This window comes from Ruegeria sp. HKCCD3925, from assembly GCF_057221175.1.
In genome coordinates this window covers 330040-355483 of record NZ_JBWVBI010000006.1, presented here as the reverse complement: position 1 = coordinate 355483, position 25444 = coordinate 330040, and the positions used below count along the sequence as shown (strand labels likewise).

The 25444-nt window shown below is 52.5% G+C and carries 17 protein-coding genes and 4 pseudogenes; 11 read left to right on the top strand and 10 right to left on the bottom strand.

Annotated elements, in window-relative coordinates:
* The coding region (locus AC2TEM_RS16770; protein ID WP_480856324.1) for a DUF805 domain-containing protein at positions 1 to 508 on the bottom strand (508 nt) is incomplete at its 3' end.
* A 563-nt stretch (positions 509 to 1071) separates the two neighbouring features.
* Between AC2TEM_RS16770 and AC2TEM_RS16765 the strand changes: the two genes are divergently transcribed.
* From AC2TEM_RS16765 to AC2TEM_RS16755, 3 genes and pseudogenes are all read left to right on the top strand, one after another.
* The gene (locus tag AC2TEM_RS16765; RefSeq protein WP_170424639.1) at positions 1072 to 1371 is read left to right on the top strand and encodes a hypothetical protein; all 300 of its coding nucleotides are present in this window, start codon (positions 1072 to 1074) and stop codon (positions 1369 to 1371) included.
* A 169-nt stretch (positions 1372 to 1540) separates the two neighbouring features.
* Positions 1541 to 3040 (top strand): ShlB/FhaC/HecB family hemolysin secretion/activation protein, encoded by a 1500-nt coding sequence (locus AC2TEM_RS16760; RefSeq protein ID WP_170424641.1) that lies wholly within the window; start codon positions 1541 to 1543, stop codon positions 3038 to 3040.
* A 1767-nt stretch (positions 3041 to 4807) separates the two neighbouring features.
* A pseudogene (locus tag AC2TEM_RS16755) lies at positions 4808 to 6730 on the top strand (xanthine dehydrogenase family protein molybdopterin-binding subunit).
* A gap of 178 nt (positions 6731 to 6908) precedes the next feature.
* Here the strand turns inward: AC2TEM_RS16755 and AC2TEM_RS16750 are convergent.
* Positions 6909 to 8243: a tetratricopeptide repeat protein gene (locus tag AC2TEM_RS16750; protein WP_170424643.1), complete on the bottom strand. Its 1335-nt coding sequence runs from the start codon at positions 8241 to 8243 to the stop codon at positions 6909 to 6911.
* Between the two features lie 164 nt (positions 8244 to 8407).
* On the opposite strand from AC2TEM_RS16750, the gene gntH reads away from it, so the two are divergent.
* From gntH to AC2TEM_RS16725, 5 genes are all read left to right on the top strand, one after another.
* Entirely contained in the window at positions 8408 to 9739 is a 1332-nt protein-coding gene (gene gntH, locus AC2TEM_RS16745) for a guanitoxin biosynthesis MBL fold metallo-hydrolase GntH (RefSeq protein WP_170424645.1), read from the top strand.
* A 68-nt stretch (positions 9740 to 9807) separates the two neighbouring features.
* Entirely contained in the window at positions 9808 to 10617 is an 810-nt protein-coding gene (locus AC2TEM_RS16740) for a hypothetical protein (RefSeq protein WP_480790544.1), read from the top strand.
* Positions 10568 to 12337: a hypothetical protein gene (locus AC2TEM_RS16735; protein WP_170424647.1), complete on the top strand. Its 1770-nt coding sequence runs from the start codon at positions 10568 to 10570 to the stop codon at positions 12335 to 12337. Before AC2TEM_RS16740 ends, AC2TEM_RS16735 begins: the two co-directional genes overlap by 50 nt.
* 4 nt (positions 12338 to 12341) lie before the next feature.
* Complete coding sequence (locus tag AC2TEM_RS16730) at positions 12342 to 13601, top strand: HupE/UreJ family protein (RefSeq protein ID WP_480856323.1); 1260 nt, start codon at positions 12342 to 12344, stop codon at positions 13599 to 13601.
* 297 nt (positions 13602 to 13898) lie between these two features.
* Positions 13899 to 14600, top strand: a complete 702-nt coding sequence (locus tag AC2TEM_RS16725) for a hypothetical protein (RefSeq protein WP_170424650.1) — start codon at positions 13899 to 13901, stop codon at positions 14598 to 14600.
* Between the two features lie 79 nt (positions 14601 to 14679).
* Here AC2TEM_RS16725 and AC2TEM_RS16720 read toward each other — a convergent pair whose 3' ends face one another.
* The gene (locus AC2TEM_RS16720; RefSeq protein ID WP_170424652.1) at positions 14680 to 15960 is read right to left on the bottom strand and encodes a serine hydrolase domain-containing protein; all 1281 of its coding nucleotides are present in this window, start codon (positions 15958 to 15960) and stop codon (positions 14680 to 14682) included.
* An 867-nt stretch (positions 15961 to 16827) separates the two neighbouring features.
* Between AC2TEM_RS16720 and AC2TEM_RS16715 the strand changes: the two are divergent.
* Positions 16828 to 17211: pseudogene (locus AC2TEM_RS16715) on the top strand (hypothetical protein); the annotation flags it as partial.
* Positions 17212 to 18034: 823 nt separating this feature from the next.
* Positions 18035 to 18186, top strand: a pseudogene (locus AC2TEM_RS16710) (transcriptional repressor); the annotation flags it as partial.
* Positions 18187 to 18465: 279 nt separating this feature from the next.
* Here AC2TEM_RS16710 and AC2TEM_RS16705 read toward each other — a convergent pair.
* From AC2TEM_RS16705 to AC2TEM_RS16675, 7 genes and pseudogenes are all read right to left on the bottom strand, one after another.
* Complete coding sequence (locus AC2TEM_RS16705; RefSeq protein WP_170424655.1) at positions 18466 to 18699, bottom strand: hypothetical protein; 234 nt, start codon at positions 18697 to 18699, stop codon at positions 18466 to 18468.
* A gap of 75 nt (positions 18700 to 18774) precedes the next feature.
* Positions 18775 to 19173: a hypothetical protein gene (locus tag AC2TEM_RS16700; protein WP_170424657.1), complete on the bottom strand. Its 399-nt coding sequence runs from the start codon at positions 19171 to 19173 to the stop codon at positions 18775 to 18777.
* Positions 19174 to 19893: 720 nt separating this feature from the next.
* Positions 19894 to 20079, bottom strand: a pseudogene (locus AC2TEM_RS16695) (transaldolase family protein); the annotation flags it as partial.
* Between the two features lie 93 nt (positions 20080 to 20172).
* Positions 20173 to 20844, bottom strand: coding sequence for a nucleoside/nucleotide kinase family protein (locus AC2TEM_RS16690; protein WP_170424659.1), 672 nt, complete (start codon positions 20842 to 20844; stop codon positions 20173 to 20175).
* Positions 20841 to 21623, bottom strand: coding sequence for an ATP-binding cassette domain-containing protein (locus AC2TEM_RS16685; RefSeq protein WP_170402609.1), 783 nt, complete (start codon positions 21621 to 21623; stop codon positions 20841 to 20843). The genes AC2TEM_RS16690 and AC2TEM_RS16685 overlap by 4 nt, the downstream gene beginning before the upstream one ends.
* Positions 21623 to 22693, bottom strand: coding sequence for an ABC transporter permease (locus tag AC2TEM_RS16680; RefSeq protein WP_170392953.1), 1071 nt, complete (start codon positions 22691 to 22693; stop codon positions 21623 to 21625). The genes AC2TEM_RS16685 and AC2TEM_RS16680 overlap by 1 nt, the downstream gene beginning before the upstream one ends.
* A gap of 117 nt (positions 22694 to 22810) precedes the next feature.
* The gene (locus tag AC2TEM_RS16675) at positions 22811 to 23830 is read right to left on the bottom strand and encodes a sugar ABC transporter substrate-binding protein (RefSeq protein WP_170392952.1); all 1020 of its coding nucleotides are present in this window, start codon (positions 23828 to 23830) and stop codon (positions 22811 to 22813) included.
* Positions 23831 to 24016: 186 nt separating this feature from the next.
* Between AC2TEM_RS16675 and AC2TEM_RS16670 the strand changes: the two genes are divergently transcribed.
* Entirely contained in the window at positions 24017 to 25216 is a 1200-nt protein-coding gene (locus AC2TEM_RS16670) for an ROK family transcriptional regulator (protein WP_170402926.1), read from the top strand.
* The last annotated feature ends 228 nt before the right edge of the window (positions 25217 to 25444 follow it).

The window sequence follows — 25444 nt, the reverse complement described above, 5'->3', positions numbered from 1 at the left end:
CGCCGTATTCGTTTGCGCCTTCTTCCGAAGGGCGCGTCAACCACCAGATCATCAGAATGGACAGAACCAATTGAAGAATTGAGACAACAACAATACCGGTCACGCCCAGTACTGCCGCGGGTCCTCGTAATGCATCGGGGTTTTCGGTTCCTTGCTCCAATACCGAAAAGAACGCCACGCCACCCAGCATAACAAAAAGCGTTGTAAAGCTGAGCGCCATCGGCAGCAGCAAATACCAGCCAGGTCGTCCTGTATCATGCAGCCTTCGCCAACCGGCGGCCAGCATAGGTATGAGAACAGCCAGTTGAAAAACAGAGGACAGAACCCGAGATCCTTGCCCTGTCTCGGGGTTAGTCCCGAATAGGATCGTATCGAGCACAGCCAAAGCAGCACTCACGAGAACCACAAACAAGAAGAACCACCAGTATTCTGAACGTATAGCCCGGCCGGAGAACTGGAAGTATTTTGAAAAACACGTTTTAACGGCCTCACTAAATCCCATTTTCATTCCTTTCTTAATCTCTGTGCGGCCTCAAAACGTTTCGCCACCTAGAAGAACAAACTCGCCTGTATGGATGCTCTCACTTACCTTTTTGTTTGAATGCAGAGGCCTATCGTACGAGAGCGTAGAGAAATTTACGCGCGGAAAAAATGTTGATTTATGAAAAAATAGATTCAAACATGCGAATTCGACACAACTTTCATTTTACCTCCGTTGATGTCGCTGTCGCCCGATTTGTCGGGCCCTTCCGACTGCTGGAGTGAGTGCTGGCGGTCGGAGGTCCTCAAACAAAGATCAAGCATTGGGAGGACGCGATGCTGAAACTTAACGTACTCCCCCTCTTTCCAGAGTTTGCTCTAGCTTTCGCAAGTGTCGTCATTCGGCCTTCACACGTTGTTGGCGGCCCCGATGGTCAACGAAATGTTGTTCCGCCGAGCAAGCCCCACGCGGCAAGTTTTGGGAAAGATAGTCAAAGGATCGAGGTAAGTTCTATTGGCTGCGCAGACGCGAGAGCTTCAAATAAACGCATCCAATTTCACTAATTTCAACGGACCCAGAGGGAGAAGAAAATGACCAACAAGATGGTGATGATTTCAGGCGCAACTTGTTTCGCAATGCTTGCGGCCTGTGACGACACGAGTACATCCAGTGCGTCCGCCGAGCTCACACCGGCTCAGCAAGCATGTTTGCGAGATGTAGCCAAGACGACGAACAATTCGCAAGTCGTTGTACTCTCATCCGCGTTTAGCGAGGCTGGAACACAAGTCACTGTCGGTGTTGGCGAGGATCGTGCTCCTTGGAATTGCATTGCCTACAGTGATGGCGCGACCGCTGGTATCGAGTTCCTGGGCGACGAAGGCGCATTGTAGTCTGTTTGCTGTGTATCTCGAAAGCACCAGTCGTGATCAATTTTGAATAACGGCAAGCTCAGACATTCAAACCTCGTAATAGGATTAGGCTCTAACATTCTCAATCATGCAAAGGTTGTAGAAAATGCCCGTAACCAACTCAGTTGTAATTGCGATCATTTGCACTTTTGTGGCCATTGTTTCGGTTCCAAAATACAGCATTGCACAAACCTGGGACATAGCATCACAGCACTCAATCAACGGCGTAACGGTGTATGATACGGATGAGCTGTTAACTTTTGCCGGTCAATTGGCCTTCAATCGGTCAGGGCGCATCACAGCGGTGGACGTCGCATCAACGATCACTCAGATCTACCGAGAAGACGGTTATTTTTTGGCTGAGGCCTGGCCCGGTCCTGATGGGCAGAGCATAATTGTTAATGAAGGGCGCATTCAAACCATAGAAATTGAAGGTGTAGATACGCGTACATTCCAAACACTAGAGAAGATTTTTCAGCCCCTCACCACCTCCTATCCCATAACGCTGAAACGATTTGAGCGGGCAGTGATGCTGGCCGAGGACATACCTGACTTGGAATTGTCGACCGAACTTGATTACCCGGATCAGACTGGTGCTCGGCTGAGAGTATTGGGGGAGCCACTGCGAAAACAAGCCGGTAGTGCGACACTCGACAACCCTCCGCGTGAGCTTGGAGAAGCGCTCAGCTTCTATGTCGTACAAGAGTTATATTCGACGCTGACCGTCGGGGATTTGCTGCGATTTGAGGGATCAGGCAATTACAATTGGGACAAAGACGATGAACACTCATTGTGGGGCGCGCTTACCTATCGCACGCCGCTGAACAGCAATGGTCTGTACGGTGAGATCTTCTACGGGAACATAAACGCAAAACGTGACCTCTCGGGGGACTTTGCGAGAACAGATATTGACGGCGAGAACTTCACAGTCGCGATGGGTTACCCCGTGATCCGCGATGTGGCCCGTTATGGGTATCTTCTGCTGGACTATCGCCTTTCAAAAGCGGATTCAGTCAGTGGTGGCGTTCCATTATCCAGTGACGCGAGTGTCGTTGGCCTTACGTATCTTTACGGGCAAAACTATCCAAAGGGACAAGCTCTGGAAGCGGGGCTAACCTTATCTTTTGGTGACAATGACAACGACACGACAGACGCGAGTTTTGACGACGGGGACTCTTCTTTTTGGCATCTACGAGGCGGCGTCGGATACGAAAGCCCACTTACGGGCTTGTCGCCCAACACAGCTTGGCGCACCGAGATTTGGGGGCAGTACACAACAGACCGGTTGCCCTCTGTTGAAGAGTACTTCCTTGGTGATCGTTATGCTTTGCGCGGATATCGATTTGACGAAGTAGACGGTGATTCCGGGATTTCTGCGATATTCGAAATATCTCACTCCTACTTCCCCAGCTCTCAGAGCATTCATCGGCTAACGCCCTTTGCCTTTTTCGACGTGGGTTACATCTCGAACAATGACCCTGCGAGTTTTGAAGTTGATAATGCTACACTGGCATCCTCAGGTCTGGGTTTGGACATCGAGTTCAAGCGAAACCTATTTCTGTCCGGATACGTCGGTGTCCCTTTGAGAGACGGCCCTTTAACCGAATCTGGCGATCCTGGCGCGTATCTTGCTCTGACAACAAGTTGGTGAGGATATTATGAAACGGAACCGCATTGTTTTACTTACTGCAGCTTGTTTGATTGCAGAACTGGCCGCTACTCAGGTCGTTGCCCGCGGAAATCACTACGGGTGGTGCCGAGGCGTAGGGAACCCGCACCAGTCGAGCCAAGGATGCGGGCAGGCTGGTGGGCAAGGGGCAGGTAATCAAGTTACTGGCCCAACTCAACCGGTGGCAAATCAATTGCCGCCTAAGGGAACGCAGCAAACACCCACGTCCGTTACTGTTCCAGTCCTTGCTCCGGGCGCGGTTCCGAACGCAATTCCCGGTCAGGTTCCTATTGCGACACCAATAGCGGTTCCTGGTCAGGTTCCCACACCGATAGTAGCGCCGACGCTAACTCCGCCTTTGGCACCAAACGCGACACCAAACCGGGTTCCGACAGCCGTTCCCAATCAGGTTCCACCATTGGCTACCGGTCCTACCGCGGTGCCGCCGCAAGTTCCGACTGCAACTCCTAATCAAGTTCCGATAGCTATCCCTGGCCAGGTTCCGCCTCAACCTACCGGCCCAACAGCGGTACCGCCACTTGTGCCAACTGCAACGCCAAACCAAATACCAGTCGCAGTTCCTGGTCAGGTCCCACCTCAGCCCACTGGACAAACTGCTGTGCCACCGCTCGTCCCGACTGCAACACCAAACCAGATTCCGGTCGCAGTGCCCGGCCGTGTTCCGCAACCCAGCGGTACTACGGCGACACCCCCGCTTGTCCCAACCGCAACCCCCAATCAGGTTCCCACAGCGGTTCCTGGCCAGGTTCCACAGTTGACACCGAAACCGACGGCAACTCACGTGGCCGTCCCAGGACATCCGAAACCTCAAGGCGTCGTGACAATCATGCGCCCCAAGCCGAGGCCGACAACCGGTAGTGTCCAGCAACCCAGCACAACACAAGTGACCCACCATTTAACCCACCAAAGTAATGCGAAGAAACACGATCACGTCGCATCAACACCTGGACGACATGACCCGCATGACCTACCGAGATTCCGCGACGCGGCAGCCAAGGAAGACTGGGAATGCGTAGCCAGCGGATTCGGACAGCGCCGGTATGATGCTGGGCGAGGCGTATTGCTGAACAACGGAGCGTTGCGGCACCTCGGAAACGTGGACGCTATGGCACGGGATGTCCCTGCACGGCATCCGAAACACTCTGGGTGCATTATTTCGGTTAAACGAAAGCAGCGCTGAAGTTCGCATGGTAGGTTTTGCTCGGACAATGAGATTAATCGACCAAAAGTTTGTCAATTGTCATCTGGATAATTGGATTTCGTATTGCCCATATTCTCTGGCGTTTACGTTGGCTGACGTAGCCCAACAATGCTCCGTACCTAAATTTGCTTCAATCAGGCCAACAATCTAAAGTACCGCACTTCCACGAAGAGCCTCCGACCATCTGGGACGGTCAGGCCGGGCAAGCGAAACTTTGAACGGCAACTTTGCAAAGTCAGCTTTCCGCGCATTACTGTTGTTAGCGCGGACTGCAGCACCTGGTAACTTTGGGCTCGGAGCGGACATTTAGTGAAATCTGCTAAACGTTTGCTTTGCGGACGAAGCAGCCATCGAATGCGTGATCAGCTAATGCTCCGACACAAGCTAGAGCTATTCCGCCAGGACTCTCCCTTCGAGCTTTTGAGCAATTGGAGACAACCCGAATTTTCTTGAAAACTCTCGGCTAAATTGCGTCGGACTTTAACCTGTTGTTTGGCCCGCTCCAAGGCACGGGCGGATCAACGGCTATGGCCAATTCCTGGATGCAGTACCGCACGGCAGGCGCCAATGCGCGCGAGATGTTGATCAAAGCGGCCGCTGAAGTGTGGGGAGTAGACGCCGCGACGTTGGACATTCAGGCAGGCCTGGTCACTGGCGGCGGGAATTCCGCGCCACTGGACGACTTCGTTGCCGTGGCGGCGGACATTTCCCCGTCAGAAAGCCCGCGCCTGCGCGATCCCTACGAATGGAAGATCATTGGCAGCGACTCCACACACCGTGTTGACAGCCCCATCAAAGTGAACGGCCAAGCCAAATTCGGAATGGACGTGCACTTGCCCAACCAGATGGTTGCCATGATCAAGCGCACGCCTCAGCGTGGTAGCCTGGTCGCGGGCTTCGACGACAGCGCTGCGAAAGAGGTTATGGGCTTCATCATGGCGATACCCTTGCCCACTAACCACGGAGTCGCTGTCTATGCAGAGAACACCTGGGCCGCCATTCAGGCGCGGAACGCGGTTGAAGTGGACTGGGACATGTCTGGGGCCGAGACACGCTCTTCGGCTGAGATCCGGCACGAGGTGATGGCTGCACTTGATGCCGTGCCCGTCTACAACGTCAACAAAGTAGATCGGGGCACGGTAAGCGCTTCGGTTGATAACGCGGCGACCATTGTCGAAAAGACGTTTTACTTCCCGCTATTGGCCCATGCGCCGATGGAGCCGCTGAACTGCACCATTGAGCAGACGGCCGAAGGCGACATCGTCCTGCATGATGGCGCGCAAATGCCGACAGGTCCGCATATGGCTTATCAGCAGATATTCCAATTGCCGACGGAAAAGATCCATATCAATACCATGCTGACCGGAGGCTCCTTTGGGCGTCGTGCAACCCCTGACGCCGACTATCAGGTCGAAGCCGCATTGGCCTTTGTGATGACAGATCGCTCGCGGCCTGTGAAACTGGTTTAGGATCGAGAGGACGACATCCGCGGCGGATTCTACCGGCCTGCGACGGTTCACAAGATGCGAGTCGGATTGGACGCCGAGGGCAATATCGCAGCCTGGGGGCATCAGGTCGCCGGTCAGTCGATTATGAAAGGCACTCCCTTCGAGTCGTTCGCTGTTCAGGACGGCATTGACCACTCTACGGTCGAAGGCCTTGCAGACAGTCCTTACACCATTCCGAACATATCGGTGGGTTTGACGGATGTTAAAAAGGCCACGACGGTTCTGTGGTGGCGTTCTGTGGGTCACACGCACAGAGCCTATGTGATGGAGGTGATGATGGACATGGCCGCCAAGGCAGTGAGCCGCGACCCGGTCGAATTCCGCCTCGCGTATCTTGAGGGCGGAGGTGACGACGCTGTGCGTAAGGCAGGCGTACTGAAACTGGTTGCTGAGAAAGGCAATTGGGGCCAGCCAGCCGCAGGTAATGTCCAAGGGATCGCTGTTCACAAATCCTCTGGCTCTTACGTGGCAGAGATAGTAGAGATTTCCGGCAGCCTCGATAACGGTATTCAGATCGAAAAGTCACCGCAGCCGTGGTTTGCGGCATCGCTGTCAACCCGGACACTGTTCGCGCCCAAACAGAAGGGGCGGTCGGTTACGGAATTGGCCACGCAATGCGCGAGCAGATTACACTTGACGGTGGAACGGTGGAACGGTGGAACGGTGGAACAGTTCAATTTCCCCGACTACGAACCGCTGCGGATCTCCGACATCAAGAGCATAGTTACGCACATTGTGCCTTCGGCCGAGGCTCAAACGGGGATTGGGGAACCCGGAACGCCTCCGGCAGCGCCTGCCCTAGCCAATGCCGTTGCACAGCTTGACGTGCGTATTGCAGAAAATGGTCCTCTGAGAGGGCACCGATCCGCACCAGGCAAAGCAGTCGTTCGAGCGAAGTGCTTGGATGGTCGATTCGAGCCCATTTTAACCTATGCAGCGTGATGTCCAAAAGACAGCAATGCGCAGAAAGAAGACTTCACAGAGTCACGCAGAACTTCCCCTATCTGGCTATCCGATAACGATCGCGAATCCGCGCTGGTGATCTGAGTTTCAATCTGAGCGCTGGCACCAGTAGAGATTATTTTGACCTTGGCACTGCGACCCGCTGTTATGCATCACTCTATTTGACTGGGCTTACCCAGCCTTGTTTTTGTAACTCGCGTAGCACGGCATCAGCGTTCTCGACGTCTTTGTGGATGCTTTTGAGCATTGCACCTATTGGAGCGTCCGGCCATGCACGCTCAAGTTCAGCCAGCTTGGCTTTAGCCGCATGGTCTTGCCCCATAGCAGACAGCGCCGCCGTCACATAAGCAAGTGAAGGAGCGCTTAGCGGATCACCAAGTTGCTTTGCCTCTTCAAATCGCTCTACCGTTGTTTGATATTCACCCAGATGAAAATGCGTCGCGCCGGAAATGTTTCGATTTGCAAATCTTTGGTTACTGGAATCCAGCAGAGATAGCCTGTCGGCCGTTTCAATAGCTTCCTCAAACTCGCCTGAAAACATGGCCACCGCGCCAAGAAAGTCGAGTACAGCACCATCATTCGGGTCAAGTTTTGATGCGCGTCTACTGAGTTGCAGCGCGGCGTCATAGTTGCGATTGGCAAAAAAGGCCCAGCTTTTAGCAGACTGGCTCCAGGCTTGATCTGGGGCAAGGCTTACCGCTTGGTTTGCCAGCTTCATAGCGGCTTCAGCATATTCGGTCTTGGCATCTGACGGCGGAGTTATCACTGCAAGGGACGCGAGTGCTTGCGCTGCGCCGGCATATCCACCGAAATACTCTGGATCGATCTCGATCACGCCTTCGAATACAGACAGAACAAGTAACTGGCGCTGTCGGTCAAAGATCGGAAAAATAATTGTCCGCGCTTGTTGCGCCAAATTGAATGCTTGCAATGCGGCTGGGGATTTCTCGTAAATTGCCGCGCGCTGCAAGTACGCGTCCGCGTTAGTTTCAGATAAGCCACTCACTTCGGCAGAAGCAGTTTCATGTCCATCTTGGGCAAGACTGACTGCGACCAACGCACCAACGACAGCCCCAATGGTAAATGCCCCTATGGGCAGTCCATAGCGTTTGGCTTTTGTTGAGATTGATACCGCACTGGTTTCTGAGACAGTTTCGAACCGCGGCCTATATCCACCGCTATCGATACACAGTCGTACCGGATCATCTTTTCCAATACCCTCGTAATGCAGTTCCAAGAACTGACGAAGCCGCCGTGCATCGACGCGAACGATGTTTTCCGGATCGGTCCCCTCTGAAGTATCGCGGTCATATACATCTTGAGCGATAGTCTTGCTTCGAATTTGATCTCCCCGACCAGCGAGCTCTTCCTCGACGATGTACGTCAGGAACGCCTGAAGCCTATCGGATCCATCCAGATGAGCGTCGGCAAGCAACCTGCCGAGGGCAGCGCGCTTCTGACCGCCCGAGATGTTTTCAAATTGTCGTACCACATTCGTATTTTTGCATTTAATGGCCCGTGAGTCACCCTGTATTCACCGTGAGTCACTTACGTGAATGTCTCTTAAACCATAACCTTGCAACCAAAACAGCGAGCCGGAGCGCGAAACTCCGCAGTGCCAGCTTGCCAATCTATTAAGCGACTGGAGGATTACACATGGCCCAACGTATGAACTACAGAAGACTTAGCAAGCACTTCGCAATTGGTGCGATATTTGGCGCTTGGGCTGTTTCTCCTCAAGCGATTACTGATGCGTTAATAGATGTAGTCGCTCCTTCGGCAGCATACGCGCAGGAAACGGAGGAAGTTTCTCCGACAATGGTGCGTGATCGTCCACGCGATGTGTACTACCCCAATACTGAAGATCTCGCCGAAGACGAGATGCGGGTCATCGCGTGTGGAACTGGAATGCCTACAACGCGAGCTGCTCAGGCTGCCGCGTGTTTCCTTGTGGAACTGGGTAATGGAGACAAGTTCTTGTTCGACATTGGTTCGGGATCGGCCGAGCGGATTTCGTCACTGCAAATTCCGTACAATTATCTAAACAAAGTCTTCATCGGCCACCTGCATACTGACCATTTCGGAGCACTGCACGATCTGTTCATAGGCGGAGCGCTGATGGGGCGGAACGTTCCCTTACGAGTTTGGGGGCCAAGTGGGCCGGCTGAAGAGTTAGGCACAGCTTATGCGCTGGATCATATGCAGAAGATGCTGACCTGGGATCTAGCCGGTCGCGCTGGTAACATTGATTTTCGTGGGTATTCGATGGAAGTTAACGAATTCGACTACCAGCTGGAAAACGAGGTTATCTACGACGAGAATGGAGTCCAGATACGCACTTTCCCAGCCATTCACTCGATCGACGGTGCAGTTAGTTATGCGCTCGAATGGAACGGCCTGAAATTCGTATTCAGTTCTGACACCTATCCCAACACATGGTTCAAGGAATACGCAAAGAATGCTGATCTCGCGATCCACGAGTGTTTCATTGCGGTGCCAGAACTCGTCGCCAAGATGAAGTTTACGCCCGAGTCTGCTTTGTTGGTCGGGACACAAGTTCACACGGCGCCCGAAGCGTTCGGCAAAGTGATGAGCGATATCCAGCCTCGCATGGCTGTCGCGTACCATTTCTTTAACGACTTCGACACGGCTAATGGCGTGTATGAAAGAATTCGATCGACGTACGACGGCCCCCTGAGCATGGCGGATGATTTCATGGTCTGGAATGTGACTAAAGACGACATCACCGTTCGAATGGCGGCTACTGAAGAACGCACATGGTCGCCGCCGCTTGCCGCTCCAGCGATCGCGCCGGACCCAGCAGACAAAACAGCTTACGCCGAGCAGGTGGGCTTGGCCCCGGAGGTTATGGAGTTTTCCGATTTCACAAAGGGTGGTTTTGACGATGTCGATGACGTCTTGAGACCAATCTACGAAGAAGCTTCGGAAGCTTTGGGCCAAGAGTTCCCGTATCCGGGTGACAACTAATATCAAATTTGACCGGCGCAGCGCATTTGGGTGCGCCGGTCGCTTGCGTCATGGATCGGACCCGCAACATGAATACAATTTCGAATATCGTACGACACTTGTCCCTAGCGATTGGGGTGTCATTCACGATTGGGCAATCCGTAAGCGCTCAGTCCCTTGCAAGATCTGAGAGTGATGAAGGTGGTTGGCGGCACTCCATCACCCCTTATCTGTTCCTTCCGCTCAGCACTACGGGCACATCAACTATAGATGGAACAAGCGTCGATCTGGACCTGAGCCTGAGTGAGGTACTGGATGTGCTGCAAGGCGCCGCTTCTGTACGCTACGAAGGCTGGAACGGCGACTTCGGGATCATCTCGGAAGTGTACTATGTAAGGCTTGGCGAAGACGGAACCCTGCCAGGCGGACGAGTAGACGTCGATGTTGATGTCCGGCAGACCTTTGTAAATGTTCAGGGAGCCTACCGATTTGCGAACGGGGTCAATGCTTCGGGTCGACGCTATGCAGCAGACGCTGCAATTGGCGTACAGTGGAACCGCCTTAAACAAGAGATCGACCTTTCGGGCCCCGGCCCAGGTATGACGCTGGGCGGAACAGAGGATTGGTTCGAGCCGATGATCGCGCTCCGCTATGCGATGGAAATCAACGACAAATGGAGCTTCGCCAGCCGTGCCGAACTGAGTGGGTTCGGCGTGAATGGCGATGACCTGCAATACCTGCTTCTGGCTGGCTTTGACTGGAAAGGCTGGGAGAACACGTCCCTGCGGTTTGGCTATCAGTTCTATGGAATTGATTACTCCACTGACCGCTCGGGTGGGGAGTTTGCCTATGATGTTGACCAGAATGGTATCTATGCTGCCGTCGCGTTTCATTTCTAAGGTCGGCGATTGCAGCAAGACATGGGTTTGGGTGGGCGCGGCGCTCGCAAGTTGGGCGATTGGCGCTAACCAATCGATTGCTGATCTCGTGTCCCCCTACGGCGGAGAAACCGCCCCAAACTTTGTTGAGCTTTCGGTACAGCCTGATCATGTTCGCGTTATCCTTGAGGTCGATTTGGGCGACTATCCCATTTTCGTCATTCCTGATGATGGTTCAGGTGCGTCGCTGGCTGAGCGTACGGGTCAAAACCTTCAAGTCTGGGCAGATGAAGAGGAACTGGCCAGCACAACGAATACGATTGATGTGCGCCCTAGAATTACCCGGCAAACAGCAGCGAGCGCTCAGTATCGACCGCGACCGCGCAGCGAAAATGTCGTTTACGTGGATATGGAGTTTCCGTTCAATGGCAAGCCTGAACGGATCACGTTCATTCCCCCGCTAAATTCAGACGGGATTCCCTTGGCTTCACTTGGGGTTGTGGCCGAGCACATGGGTGTTCCGGTGACAGACTATCGTTACCTTTCTCAGGCTGAGACGATGCTGCCAGACTGGGACGATCCTTGGTTTAGCAAATTTGAGAACCCAAATCTCACTCGCCACCACAAGTCCCCGATGATGTCTTTTCTGGCCATGGAACCGCGTGTCGTCCGGCACGAGATAATTTTGCGTCTGAAAGATTATGAGACTTGGGCGGATTTGGACTTTGGAGATGCTGACCGACTGACCACAGATGATGTCGCCAGCATCAAGTCTGGTGTTTCGGACTTTTTTGCAATTAGAAACCCGCTCGCCGTCGACGGCAAGCCGATGAAACCGGAAACGGTACAGGTCTCACGTATCGAAGTCGGGGCCGAAGGTTTGCGTGTTCTTCCGGATGAAGCGGAGGCAATTCGAAAGACGATGCTATTGGGCGTTGTCCTTTCCTATCCGGTTGCGACCTTGCCGAACCGAGTTGATCTGGCATGGGAGCTTTTCCCAGATGGTCTGGATATTATTCCGATTACCATCTCCGATCCGGCAGGGGCGGTCCCCTCGCAGATTTATGCAACTGACCCCGTTGTAAGTTGGAACAATCACCTGAAAACTTGGACAAACCCAAAAACGGGCCCGGTCGTCGTCAAAGTCGCAGGTGTAGCTCAGGTGCATTCGCTTGCGTTCGGCTTGGGTTTTCTGTGTTTGATATGCGCCTATTTTTCGTTGCAGCGTACAAACGGTCAGCGCCTGATCTTGCTTGGTCTGACCGGGGCATTCGGTGCCGCTGCTATTGTCACATATTCGCTGAACAACCCACCGACAGCTCCCGAGCCGGATGAGATCGCGACACGTCAAATCGTAGAAGGGCTGGTGACCAACATCGGAACCACGATGCTTGAGACGCGAGATGATAGTTCCGTGGCGGCGATGGAGCCTTTTGTCGAAGCAATCAATCGCGACAAGGTTCAAGCAGAAATGCGTCGTGGCTTGTCGGTTACGTTGCCCTCTGGCGCCATGGCTCGCGTCGAAGCGATTTCAGACCTGAATGTCGAGAGCTTCACGCCCGGCGAAGAAAGAAATCAGCATCAGGTCCTCGCGAATTGGACTGCCCGCGTAAGCGGAGGTCATTGGGGGCACATACATAGGCAAGCGGTGTCCTATCGAGGCTTGCTCGACGTTTCGCGGCACGGCGATCATTGGATGCTTGATGACCTGACGATTATCAGCGCCAAAACGGAAGGGTAGTTCAATGGTGGTCGTAAGGTTGTTCTTTGCCACATACTTCTTGGCCGTGGTCTTTTTGACTGCTGACAGAGCAGAGGCGCATTTCAATCTAAACCAGAATGTCCGCATACATCATGTGGCTCACTCAGAAGATGGGCTTGATGTCTATTTGCGCCTTCCGATGCCTTTTTTGGTTGCGCAACTCGTCGGTCCCGAAGGCCCAGACGGTTTGCCCGAACCGGCTCCGTACACATACAATCTGATCGAAGATGGCGTGCTCATGCACTATTTGGATCAGGCCGCATTGCACAAAGATCCAACTGGTTTGGCTAATATTGCAGAAAACGGCCTTGTGCTGTCTATCGGCGGTCATCGAAAAACCCCAGAAATCGTCTCGATAAGACTGCATCCTTTGGGGCAGGAGCCTGGATTTGCTACGCTCAATGAGGCGCGCTTGGCACTTGCGCCTAGGGACGTTTTTCCAACCACTGAGGAGATTTATGTTGGCGAGGTGATGGTTGACGTGCACCTGCGGTTTGTGACGGGAGAGGTAGGAGCATACAGTTTGTCCTACACGTCAGATCCGGGGCTTCCTGGACAAGATGACACGGCGAACCTGATCCTCGACTATGACGGGCAAGATGTTCGTACATTTCGTGCGCGGGGCCTGATGCATACCCCGGTCGATGTTTCCGGATCAGCAACCGCAGCCGCTTCGACCTTCTTTGTTGAGGGAATTCGGCATATTTTGGAAGGTCCCGATCATGTTCTCTTTGTGCTTTGCATGATCATCGGTGCCTTGAATTTGCATAGCCTTCTCGCCCGCGTCACGGGCTTTACCTTGGGCCACACGGTAACACTAATTTTGGGTTTTTTTGGGTTCGCGCCGAGCGGAGCGTGGTTTATCCCAACTGTCGAATTGGCAATTGCACTTTCAATAATCTACGCAGCTGCAATGGCGGTTTGGCCACCAGAGAAAGGACACGGCGACCTGAAGGCTTTTGCCATCACTTCCGGGATTGGTTTGCTGCACGGGTTTGGCTTCTCCTTCATGTTGCACCAGATTCTCCGAGTTGATGCGCCAAATGTTTGGCACAGCTTGCTGGCGTTCAATGTTGGAGTAGAGGCTGGACAAGTCATGATCGTTCTTTTGATCTGGCCCTTGGTGTTGTTCTTGCGCAATCAACCAGGTCGAATCTGGAACGGCTCTCGCGCTGTTGTCGCCGCATGCGCAAGTCTGGTCGCAATGGTTTGGGTAGTGGAGCGGGCAGAGTTCTTTCTTTGATACCTGTTGTGAGGATCTTGTGCTGCTTCGAACAGCAAGCAGGCTTAACTTAGATTTGTTGGACGTCAACTTTGTCCGAAGACCAGACGTTCGGCTAAGCACTTAACGCGGCCCTGCAGCGAATGACCGCTCTGAGCCCTAAGTTCAAATTTCTGCACCGTGTATCGATGCCGGAAGTTCAGAAGAAAGCTGTCGTTGAGTGTTCTATTCAAACCGCACCTTCTTCACTTTTTGGGTTGTGCAAACGCTCCCAAGGGGTGTCTCATCGGTGTGTAATGTGTTCATTGGATATTAGCCGTGTTCGACGCGTCGACATACCTCGCGATAACATCAATTGCAGTCATCGGCACTGTTCACGTCTTCTGCGTGTCTTTTTACCGGAAGTTCCCCGCCCTAGCAGGCTGGCTTTCTGATTTTTCATCTGGGATCGGACTTGGCTATGCTTTCCTTTTCTTACTGCCAAAAATCGGTGAATTGTCGGCCGATTTGGCTGCAAATGGCAAATGGGAAAACTCGCTGTTCGGTTATTCGCTCCTAGGATTTCTCATTTACTACTTGCTGGAAGCCAGTCGCGAAACGGGGGCCGATAACAGGTTGTCGCTTGGCTTGGACACAGTGGCACTTGGAACCTATAACTGCTTGCTTGCCATTACCGTCATGCAAACGACGGGAACATCACCTGAGCTGTACGCTGTTGGAACGTTGGCTTATTCATTGCATTTGTTTGGGGTGAATATCTTTCTCTATAAGACCCACCCCGGACACATGTCTGGATGGCTACGCGCATACTTTGTCGCGTCGCTTGCAGTCGGCATATTGATCGGTCTCAACGCAGACAAAAGTAGCATGATCTATTCAATTGCGACTGGGTTAACAGGGGGTGTGATAATAGCCCTGTCTCTTCGGGTTAAACTACCCAGCCTTTCTGCAGTGAATACAAAAGCTCTGTTGATTGGTGTGGTGTTTGCTGCGGTCGCAGTCGAGGTCACCCGGTACTAACCCTACGACACTGTTAAGTCTTTCCGTAGTATAAGCCGAGCCATTTGGCTCAGCTTGCTAGATTAAGATAATCTGAAATTCATTTACTCAAAGTCTCTGCAATGCCTTTCATCGCAACCATAGAGTCCAGGTACATAGGTGTATTTTGAACGTCTGGCTGGCTTGATAGCTTCACCATAACCACATTGGCTTTTTGGTTCACATACAACAGCTGCCCATAGACACCAATGCCGTAAAACGCGCCTTTTTCCCTGTCTTTCACCCAAACTTGATTACGGTAGTGGAAGCCTTCAAACACCTCTGCATATGCGCTTTTCTCATAAGCTGCGATAACGTCATCATTTGCTTGAATCGTGTCAGCTATCCAATCTGGAGGAATAACTTGAGTGTCGTTAACCTTTCCGTTGTCCAGCATCATAATGCCAAATCGCAATAGGTCACGAGAGCTGGTAAATAACCCACCACTCGTTTGCACAATCCTTTTGGGCCCTAGTTCGCTATATGCAGGGTCCTGAGCACCGATGTCCTGCCACAACTCGGCCAGTACATCCAGATAGCTTTCTCCAGTTGCCGACTCGATAACCATACCCAGCAACGCAGATAGCACGGAACGGTAACTATAAACTTCACCGTCTTCTACCAAGGTCTCGCGATCACTAAGAGAGATCATGTACTCCTTAACGCCAGACTCTGTATCACAAATTTCAACTTTTTCAGAGAGATCCTGACCAAACGCACAGAACAGATCACCGGCATCGTCTAAGTAGCCGCTAGAAGCATCTTTCCAGTCAACAGCAGCGGTCATATCAAGTAGGTGTCTAACCGTTGTATTTTTGAATGCTGGGCCTTCCAACTCTGGCAGGTAATCGGTGATCAGCTTTTTAGGATCTAATTCTCCCGCCTCAACCGCCAGCCCTGCTGCCATACCCAACACTGTCTTGGTGATCGAGTGAATGCGGTGAGGCGTATCAGCTCTCATGCCATTGAAGTACTTTTCAGCGACCAATTTGCCATCGTGATAAATCAAAAAGCTATCGGTATGCGTTTGATGCAACCAATCGTTGATGTTCTGTTCTTCATTATTGCTAGCTGTGAAAACAAAAGTCTCAAGCTCAGTTGGGTATGCCGCTTTTTCCAAACTACGTACCCAATCTGACGGTGGAACTCGTGCTAATTCGCCAAAAACACTTGTGCCTTCAAATATCCAGGGGCTTCTATCTACAGACTCAACGGTTTCATCCCAGAAATAACCAGCCTCTGCGCTTGCTGGTTGTGTAGAAGCAGTAAACACCGCACCGGAGGCCAAAAGAGCGATAGCAATAGCGGAAGTCGCTAACAGCTTGTTTGCATTTCTTTTCAATTTTGGGAATCTCCGTCCGACTAGACAATCTCTAAGCAATCCAGCCACGCTTCAGCTCTGGTGTCTAGCCCCTTGTGTTTGGGCCAGAGGCTGTCAGACAACTGTGAATTAATCTCTGGTAGGACAGTTAAGCAGTCGCAAGCGACGGATGGCAGATACTGTGCGTTAGTCGCCTTGAGCAATGCCCGCTTCGTACGCATCTCGGAGGATGTAAAGCTCGAAAGGAAGGTCCGCTTCGGTGTGAGACCAGCCATCAGAAAACGATGAGCGTAAGGTGGATTTGTCCGCTTAGCAGTCATTCGCTCCTCTCTGCATTAGCCTCCGGTTTCGGCGGAAAGCAGACGTTCACCAAGATCGTTTTGAGCGACCGCTAAGCGGACTTTGCGGCCATCGCATTTTCATTCCAAAGTGCCGTAGTCAGCCCAATCCGAACATTCGCAACTAGACTTTGCAACTTCCGAGATGCGGGACATAGCTGACAAGAAAGACAAATCTAAATTTCTAGTTTATGATAAGCTAAACCGTCGCTTCGACGGCCAGTTTTTAATTTCAACCTCGTTCAAACGCTCTTGGTTTTTCTTGTGCTACTCACCTAATATTCAGGGATAGTTGAACCGAAGAACTCAAACTTTCGAGTGCTACCCACTGTGATCGGTTTCTCGTTGGCAAAAAGACTGTTATCAAATGAGAACGAATTATCGGTTCCGATCATCTGAATGTGAGAGTAAATGCGCTAAGCACTTTTCATTCTCTTTCCAATTATATTTATCGGTTTGCTTGTTTTCTGATCTTTGGCTTGAAGCCGCCCAACAGTATTAAGCTAGCTGCTGGAACAAACGGCGGGGGGGATATTGGCAAGTTGGACAACTTTACAAAGCAGAACTTGCACATGACGGCATTCAGGTAATTTTAGTAGAAACTGAGGGGTCCGTTGATAACATTCAGAGACTTGTTTCTGGCGAAGTGGATGCCGCATTTGTTCAAGGCGGTCTCGAACTGCCTCAGGACGAAAACTTACAGTCTTTGGGCGCCATTTTTCTTGAACTCATGGTGGTGTTCCGCGGAAAGTCTAGTCCAGTTGGGGCTAATGCAGGAGAATGGGGAGACATACTCTTAGCTGCAGGATCTAAGGCGTCTGGTAATCGCGCCGCCGCTTTAGCGCTAATTGAGGCCGCTGGGTTGCAAAATGTCGGCATAGACCTAGGCGATGTCGGGGGCAATGATGCGATAGACGCGTTGCATGCCAACTAAGCGGATGCAGCGTTGTTTGTCGCTCCACTCGATTCACCTTACCTTATGAAAGCAATTTTTGATCCAGACATCCTTTTCGTCCCTATGGCTTTGGTCGACGCCCTTGCATTGAAACTCTCAGGAGCGAATTCGGTAACTGTACCGGCAGGATCAATCACACTCGACCCTCCGAGACCACCAGAGGATGTTAAGATATTAGCATTGCGAGCTTCACTTATCGCCGCATCTGATCTGCACCTTGCAGTAACCGATAGGTTAGTGACTGCAGCAAAGAACATTCATAGCGAACCTAAATTTTACAAAGTGCGTGCGAGTATCCAAACACGGCTTCGCCACCTGTGCCATTAAACAAAATTGCCACAGAACTCATAAACTCTGGGCCAAACTTATTGCATAGCGTCTTGCCATATTGGATCGCAGCGCAGTTTGGCAGCGTATTGTTATTGCTGTCGCCTTTGTTGTTCCTAGTACCGTTTCTGCGGATCGTCCCTTCCGGTTACGTGTGGTTTCAAAAAACTCCGCGTCTGGCGTTTTTGTCAGCGCATCGCTGCGCTTGAGGAGGAACTCAGCAAGGCACAGACCTCAACTGAAGTAGAAGAGGTCGCCAAAAATACCGAAGAAGTGGACACCACCCTTGCAAATTTGAATCTGCCTCTCGTATACCGCCAAAGAGCATATGATGCACGTTTGCACATAGATCTTATTCGACAGGAGATTGCGCGTCGTCGAACTGCCTAAATTGATGGAACCTCAACGTTCTCAAGCAAACCAAGGTAGAAGACCATTTTGATTTGAGACTTCGGTTCAGTCGTGCACTTTGGTTATGATATGTCGTATCTGTGAAGCTGTGGTGGAGACACACTCTACACCCGCAAAGGTGCTATAGGAGAAGCCGCACGCGCTGTCGGGTTTCGCATCGAAAAAACCGTCGTCGAAGCCGAAGGCATCTGCCCTGACTGCGTTCAAAAAACAGACTTGTCAGACTGGTTGAAACATCGTGTTCAACCGCGTAGTCGAGCGCAACTTCAATCTGAATTAAGGTCTTGGTAGGGCCGAACACCGAAATTTGCAAAGTCCGCTTTCTGCGCCTATTGCCGTCATTCGTGCATCGAGCAGGATCTGTAACTAAGGGCTCGCTGCAGTCATTCTCAGCGGCGGGCATCCTTCGGAAGTAAAGAGCCAATGGTAGTCATTGCTGTTTCAAGTTGCACGTTCGGGTAAGACCTAAGTGACGATGGCATGAATACCGGCAATTCACTCCACCGCTATTTCAGCACCCAGTGCGATATTGAGAATATATTGCGTTGGGAGGTCTGTTTCTTCCAATGCAACTAGGGTTTCAAATTGTTGGTGAAGGACGCTTGGCTCCCAATTTCGTGTTGCCGCCGCAATTTGGAGAGCGAACTCGCGATCGCGTTCTAACACCGAAGATAATATCTGGGCGATTTCAGGTCTAAAGTTTTCAAGAAATGAGCCAGCGCCGGTCAAAGCTCGGATCAGCGAGCTTTTTTCTTCTGCTGACTTGCGTGGATCTTGAAGTGCGAGATCAATCGCATTGATCGCTTACATTTCTTCCGCTTCAACTCCAGCAAGTGCCCAGTCGTGCAAATTCAAACCTCCGGATTTCAGGGATTTGATGTAGCGCGACCGCACAACAGAACGTGCGTGTGAGTCAGTTTGTAATCCAAGCAATCGAATTGTCACAGGCCTGTAAGCAAAGCGATTTAAGTCGTTCAGTTCACTCAAAATCCGGCTTATTGAAAAACTGCCACCGATTGCACGAACGAGCTTATATGGTGCACGGTCAACTTCGACTAATGCTGCGTTATGCGGAGCCGTATCAGCGCGCCATAAATACTCATCAAAGAACAAAACCCGCTCAGGGTTGTCGGTTTCTCCGTGAGCCCAAAACCGACCGATTGTTTGAAGCCTCTCGAGAAAAATATTTCTATCTCGATTCATAGTGAAAATGCGTCGCCATCCCCCCATTAAATGCCACGCCGAGCTTTATCGTTGAATTTGAGTCCTTAGGTCAGCAGAACAGTTGTTGTTGGATCAGAGCGGTACTCTCGCCGCGTGATGCTATCAACCAAGAAGGGTATCTCCGGTAAGGAATCGAACTCTTTATTACTCCCCTTTACGAAGCGATGAGCCGAGAACTTGAACGGGTTTTCTGGTGACGGCCGTGCAAACACGATCACTTTTGCAGACAGTATATGATCAGCAATAGAGGTTTCAGGCAACTCAATGCAAACCGTGCAGGCCTGCATGGCACGAGGCACAGTGAGAGCGATGATGCATACTATTATTACAAGCAATCTCTGCAAAGTCGGGCTCATATATATTTTTGGCACCGGAAAAGTATTTGCCAATTCCAAAGTAACAAAAAGACCATCAGTTACCTGCAACCACACAGGTCGCGCAGGACTGAAGTGGTAGCTGACCGACGTCAATGCTGCGGTAGTAGTATTCGCACATCAAATTGGATGTCGGCTCTTTACCCAAAGCCAAGACTTTGCAAAGTCGGCATTCTGCGCATTGCTGTGATTGGGGCATCGCGCAGCATCGATCAATTTGGGCTCAGAGCGGTCATTCGCTGCAGTGCCGCGTTAAGTGTTTAGCCGAACGTCTTGTCTGCGGCTTTTGCAGCCATCTGCATTCTTACTCCAATGGACCGCAGTTATCCAATGCTGCGACCTCTGCTGATACCGGCGTATCCGTCAGAGTGCAAATTTCTGCAATGACCTCTTTGAAATCGCGACCGGACTTGACGATCAAGCTTGGATTGGTGGTCACGCCATCCAATAATCCGAAGCCCATCAGGTCTTTGATGTCGTTTACTTCTGCGGTGTCCACGAAGAATTTCATGAGGTTTCCTCATTACGTAAGGGGTGACTTGGGTTGCACCTGAGGCTGCCTAGAGGCACTGCATCAAGGGTTGGCTGAAGCCAGTGCGCAGATTCAGAATGCGTTGCGCATCCCGAATTCAGTGTAGTTCTGGCTCAGTATAAGATCGGCTTTCCGGCTATCACGGATGACACGTTCAGCGTTTGGCAGATCGTTCGCTATTGCGCGTTGCAGCGCGGTTTGCGGGTCAAAGCCATGGCTGATCCAGCGGTGTTGCAGCCTGTTTTCAAGCTCTTCCAAAGTTGGGCTGATAAAAACCGTCGCGGCATAAACATCCGTCAGGTTTCTCCATGGGTCGCTGTCCATCAGAAGATAGTTACCCTCAACGACGACGACCGGAGTTGCCGGGTGAACCGCAATGGCGTTGGCAATAGCTAGGTCCATTGTGCGATCGAATTTGGGATGAAAGCACTCGTGGCGCGTAACTTGAAGCTCTCTGATTGCAGCGCAAAACCCGACCCCGTCGAAAGTCTCTGGCGCGCCTTTTCTCGCCAGCAATCCACGCGTTTCCAGCACGCAGTTGTCCAAATGGTAACCATCCATTGGTACAAGTGTGGCTGACGGAACCGCCGAGCTCTGTTGTGTGTTCAGCGATTGCACAACGCCTTCCGCTAAGGTCGACTTACCGGATGCAGGGGGGCCGGCGATTGCGATAATCGTCCGGACTCCAACTTGCCGCCGGGAGGAGATCAGGTCGCAGACGCGCTGTACGTCCTGCTCGATCACGCTGCGTCCTCTTTTGGGGGTTCCTTGGCACCGGTCATGAAGGCGACTGCATCGGACATCGTGTAATCCTTGGGATCAATTGTGCAGAGCCTTTTGCCCAACCGATGCACATGAATGCGGTCGGCAACCTCAAAAACATGAGGCATGTTGTGGCTGATCAGGATGATCGGAATGCCACGCGCACGCACGTCCTGGATCAGTTCGAGCACCTTACGGCTTTCCTTGACGCCCAATGCAGCCGTCGGTTCGTCCATGATGATAAACTTGGTTGCAAAGGCAGCGGCACGAGCAACGGCAACACCTTGGCGTTGGCCACCAGAGAGAGTCTCAACCGCCTGATTGATCGACTGTACAGTCATCAGCCCAAGCTCGGTCAGTTTTTCTCGGGCAAACTTCTCCATCGCTGGACGGTCAAGCTTACGCATGTATTTGCCCATGAACCCCTGCTTGCGGATTTCGCGCCCCATGAACATGTTGTCCGCAATCGAAAGGGCAGGAGACATGGCGAGCTGCTGATAAACAATCTCAATCCCCATATTCCGCGCATCGATCGGAGAGGTGAAGTTAACCTTTTTGCCTTCGATCAGAATCTCGCCTTCATCCGGGATTGTGGCGCCGCAGATCGCCTTCACGATGGATGATTTGCCCGCGCCGTTATCTCCGATCACTGCCAGGATTTCCCCCTGGCGCAGTTCAAAGTCGGAATGGTCGATGGCGGTGACGTGGCCATAGCGCTTTACGATCCCGCGGCCTTGGACGACTGGAGTTGAGTCTGACATTAGCCCGATACCTTTCTAATCCACTGGTCGACGGCGACCGCTGCGATAATGAGAAGTCCGATAAGTAAGAAAGTCCATTGTGCGTCTGCGCCCAGAAGCCTAAGCCCCAAAGTGAACACGCCAACAATCAGCGCGCCAAACAGCGATCCCAGGATGGATCCCCGCCCGCCGAACAAAGAGATGCCCCCGATCACAACCGCGGTGATGCTTTCGATATTGGCCAATTGACCGGATGTAGGTGAAACCGACCCGATGCGTCCGATCAAAGCCCAGCCCGCAAAGGCACAGATCAAACCGGATAACATATAAACGGACATCAGCGTTCTGTGCACGTTCACACCGGATAGTTCAGCCGCCTCAGGGTCATCCCCCACTGCATAGACATGCCGGCCCCAGGCCGTGTGTTTGAGCGCGTAAGCCAACACGAAAATCAGTACGAGCATGAATATCACGCCGACCGTAAAGGTCGCGCCACCGATGCTGAATTTGGTACCAAAGAATTGCAGGAACGGGGCGTTGGCCTCGATATCCTGACTGCGAATTGTTTCGTTTGCGGAATACAGGAAGTTTGTCGCCAAAACGATCTGCCACATGCCGAGCGTGACAATAAAGGGCGGCAGCTTTACGCGACTGACCAGCCAGCCATTGAGAGCCCCGATCAGCGTTCCCATTGCCAGCCCGCACATCACAGCAATGGGCACCGGGATACCGTAGCGGAAGGTGAACTGACCCATGATGACGGATGAAAACACCATGATCGCACCGACGCTCAAGTCGATGCCGGCGGTCAGAATGACAAGGCTTTGCGCTGCGGCCACGATGCCCACGATCTGAACTTGCTGCAAGATCAGCGTCATCGCAAAGGGGGAGAAGAACTTGGACCCCAGCAGCAGACCGAAAATTACGATGGCGCCGACCAGAACGATCAACGGCACAAAGGAAGGGTTGACATGGAGAAGATGCTGCAACTTCCCCAGAACACCACGACGGTGATCTTCAAATTCCGCTACGGTTTCTGACGCGTTGGCGGCGGTTTCGAATTCCTGGGCGTTTTGGTTTGCTTCAGACATCTCTCCCCCTTTTCGTGGCTGGCATCGCGTCCACGAAATCAGTTTACAGGAAGTTTAGGTTTGCTGGTGAAAGGATTGATGAGGCGCTACGGCGCGCCTCACCTTGTAGGGCTGCCTTTAGCCCCAGCAGAGATCCAGGCCTTCTGCGACAGACAGCGACTCGACCCCATCAACCGGTTGGTCAGTGATGAGTGCCACACCCGTGTCGTAGAAGTCCTTGCCGGGTGTGTTTTCGGGCTTCACGCCCTCTTCGGCCCATTTCTTCACGGCCTCAACACCAAGCGAAGCCATCAACAGCGGGTACTGTTGGCTTGTCGCCCCGATCACACCGGCTTCGACGTTTTGGACGCCGGGGCACCCCCCGTCGACCGAAACGATCAGTACGTCGTTTTCACGCCCGATGGATTTCAGCGCCTCATATGCGCCCGCAGCAGCCGGTTCGTTGATCGTGTGAACAACGTTGATGGATGAATCCTTGGCCAAAAGGTTTTCCATGGCGCGGCGGCCGCCTTCTTCGTTGCCGTCGGTCACGTCACTGCCAACCAGACGCGCATCGGTTTCGTCACCGATGACGTTCGGGTCCGCCAAGTCCACGCCGAATCCGTCGAGGAAACCCTGATTGCGCAGAACGTCCACTGTCGGCTGACTGACGTTCAGATCCAGCGTCGCGATCTTGGCATCGGCTGCGGCGTCGCCCATTTTGGCCTTAGCCCATTGACCGATCAGAAGGCCGGCCTTGTAGTTGTCCGTCGCGAATGTCGCGTCCGCTGAGTCAATCGGGCTAAGCGGCGTGTCCAGCGCAATGACCAAAACCCCCGCATCCCGCGCCTGTTTGACCGCAGGAACGATTGAGCTGGTGTCGGATGCTGTCAGCAGAATGCCTTTTGCGCCATCGAGAATGCAGGTTTCAATGGCCTGAACCTGAGTTTCATGGTCGCCATCAACCTTGCCGGCAAACGCCTTGAGCGTCATGCCCAGCTCTTCTGCCTTGGCGGTTGCGCCTTCCTTCATCTTAACGAAAAAGGGGTTGGTGTCGGTCTTGGTAATCAGGCAGACGGTTTCACCAGCCGCTTGCGCGGATGCAGCGGCCAAAGTTAGCGCAGTCGCGGATGCGGCGAGCTTGAGTAGATTTCTCATGTTGTCCTCCCAGAAAATTGTTGTGGCCCCGCGCGGAATAGCGACAAGGCGGGCCTCCATCCTCCAATGAAGGTCCCGTTCAAGAAACCGTGATTCTAGCCTCTGTGTCAATAAATAAATAAAGTTTATTTATTAATTTGCCCACGTATCTTTTCATAAGAAAACAAGGTGTTTATGTTTAAGGTTATGGAAAGAGAGGCGTTGAAAATACTAACCGGCGGGGTAAGCCAAAGCGGTGTTCGTGATCATAACGAACGCCTCATTCTGACGGTTTTACAACGGCATGGACCTGCTGCCGGGGCGGACGTCGCGCGGCTGACGGGCCTGTCACCCCAGACCGTGTCGATCATTCTGCGTAAGCTCGAAAAGGACGAGATTCTCAAACGTGGGACGCCGTTGAAGGGCAAAGTTGGGAAACCTTCGATCCCCATGGAGCTCAATCCCGAAGGCATTCTGTCGGTGGGAATGAAGATCGGTCGCCGCAGCGCCGATCTTCTTTTGATCGACTTCACCGGTAAGCCACGTCAACAGCTCTCGACGACTTATGACTACCCGCTACCCGAAGCAGTGTTCGGGTTTCTGGAGGTAGGATTGGAAGAGCTTCTGGCCAATGAACCCCAGAAACTTCGGGACCGTGTATGCGGGATTGGAATCGGAACACCGTTCGAGCTGTGGAAGTGGCACGACCTTTCTGGGCTTGCGGCTCAGAAATTCAGGTCCTGGAGAAACGTGAACTTCTTTTCCGAGGTGGCCAAGTTCAGCGAACTGCCGGTCTTTGTGGTCAATGATGCTACTGCCGCGTGTCACGCGGAGCACCTCTATGGCCGCGGGGCTGAGTATCGAGACTATTTTTATTTCTTCATAGGCTCAATGATTGGCGGAGGCGTTGCATTGAATGGCACCGTATTTGAGGGCAACCAAGGCAATGCCGGTGCCTTGGGTGCCATGCGAACGACGGGTCCTTTGGGTGAAAGCCAGCAACTGATTGACACTGCATCGCTGTTCCTGCTCGAGGACAGGTTGATAGAAGCGGGTGTTGATCCGGGAATTTTGTGGAAAAAGCCGCAGGACTGGAGCAGCATTTCTCGCTATGTCGAACCATGGATCGGTACCACCGCGCAGGAACTGGCCAAAGCTGCGCTGTCTATTTGCGCAGTCATCGACTTTGAGGCAATTTTTATCGACGGCGCATTCCCATCTGAAATACGGGAGGAGTTGGTCTCACGGGTTCGTCGTTACCTAGTCAACCAAGATAAACGCGGTTTGATTCCTCCGGTTGTAGAAGCTGCGGCTGTCGGAGAAAACGCCCGCGGGATTGGGGCGGCAAGCAGCCCGATTTTCCGACAGTTTCTATTGAACACTAATGCTGGGCTTTCTGGGATGTAGTCGAAACTCATAGGGGGGCAGTCTTAATCAAGTAAGAACCGCTCCTGCTCAATTTGGAGGCCTTAGAACGGCCGCTCTGACGCAGCTGCAGGTAGCCATCCAATTGGGTAACTGTGCACTGCTTTAGGCCGCCTCGAAAGCGGCCGACTTCGGCTTTCTGCGCATTGATGTCATTGGAGCATCGCGCAGCATTGGTCGAAGCGGGCTCGAAGCCGACGTTCGCTGCAC

Coding starts and splice junctions, on each gene's coding strand:
- AC2TEM_RS16765 (WP_170424639.1), top strand. CDS start 1,072: ATGACCAACAAGATGGTGATGATTTCAGGCGCAACTTGTTTCGCAATG.
- gntH (WP_170424645.1), top strand. CDS start 8,408: ATGGCCCAACGTATGAACTACAGAAGACTTAGCAAGCACTTCGCAATT.
- AC2TEM_RS16740 (WP_480790544.1), top strand. CDS start 9,808: ATGAATACAATTTCGAATATCGTACGACACTTGTCCCTAGCGATTGGG.
- AC2TEM_RS16735 (WP_170424647.1), top strand. CDS start 10,568: ATGATGTTGACCAGAATGGTATCTATGCTGCCGTCGCGTTTCATTTCT.
- AC2TEM_RS16730 (WP_480856323.1), top strand. CDS start 12,342: ATGGTGGTCGTAAGGTTGTTCTTTGCCACATACTTCTTGGCCGTGGTC.
- AC2TEM_RS16700 (WP_170424657.1), bottom strand. CDS start 19,173: ATGAATCGAGATAGAAATATTTTTCTCGAGAGGCTTCAAACAATCGGT.
- AC2TEM_RS16685 (WP_170402609.1), bottom strand. CDS start 21,623: ATGTCAGACTCAACTCCAGTCGTCCAAGGCCGCGGGATCGTAAAGCGC.
- AC2TEM_RS16680 (WP_170392953.1), bottom strand. CDS start 22,693: ATGTCTGAAGCAAACCAAAACGCCCAGGAATTCGAAACCGCCGCCAAC.
- AC2TEM_RS16675 (WP_170392952.1), bottom strand. CDS start 23,830: ATGAGAAATCTACTCAAGCTCGCCGCATCCGCGACTGCGCTAACTTTG.
- AC2TEM_RS16670 (WP_170402926.1), top strand. CDS start 24,017: ATGGAAAGAGAGGCGTTGAAAATACTAACCGGCGGGGTAAGCCAAAGC.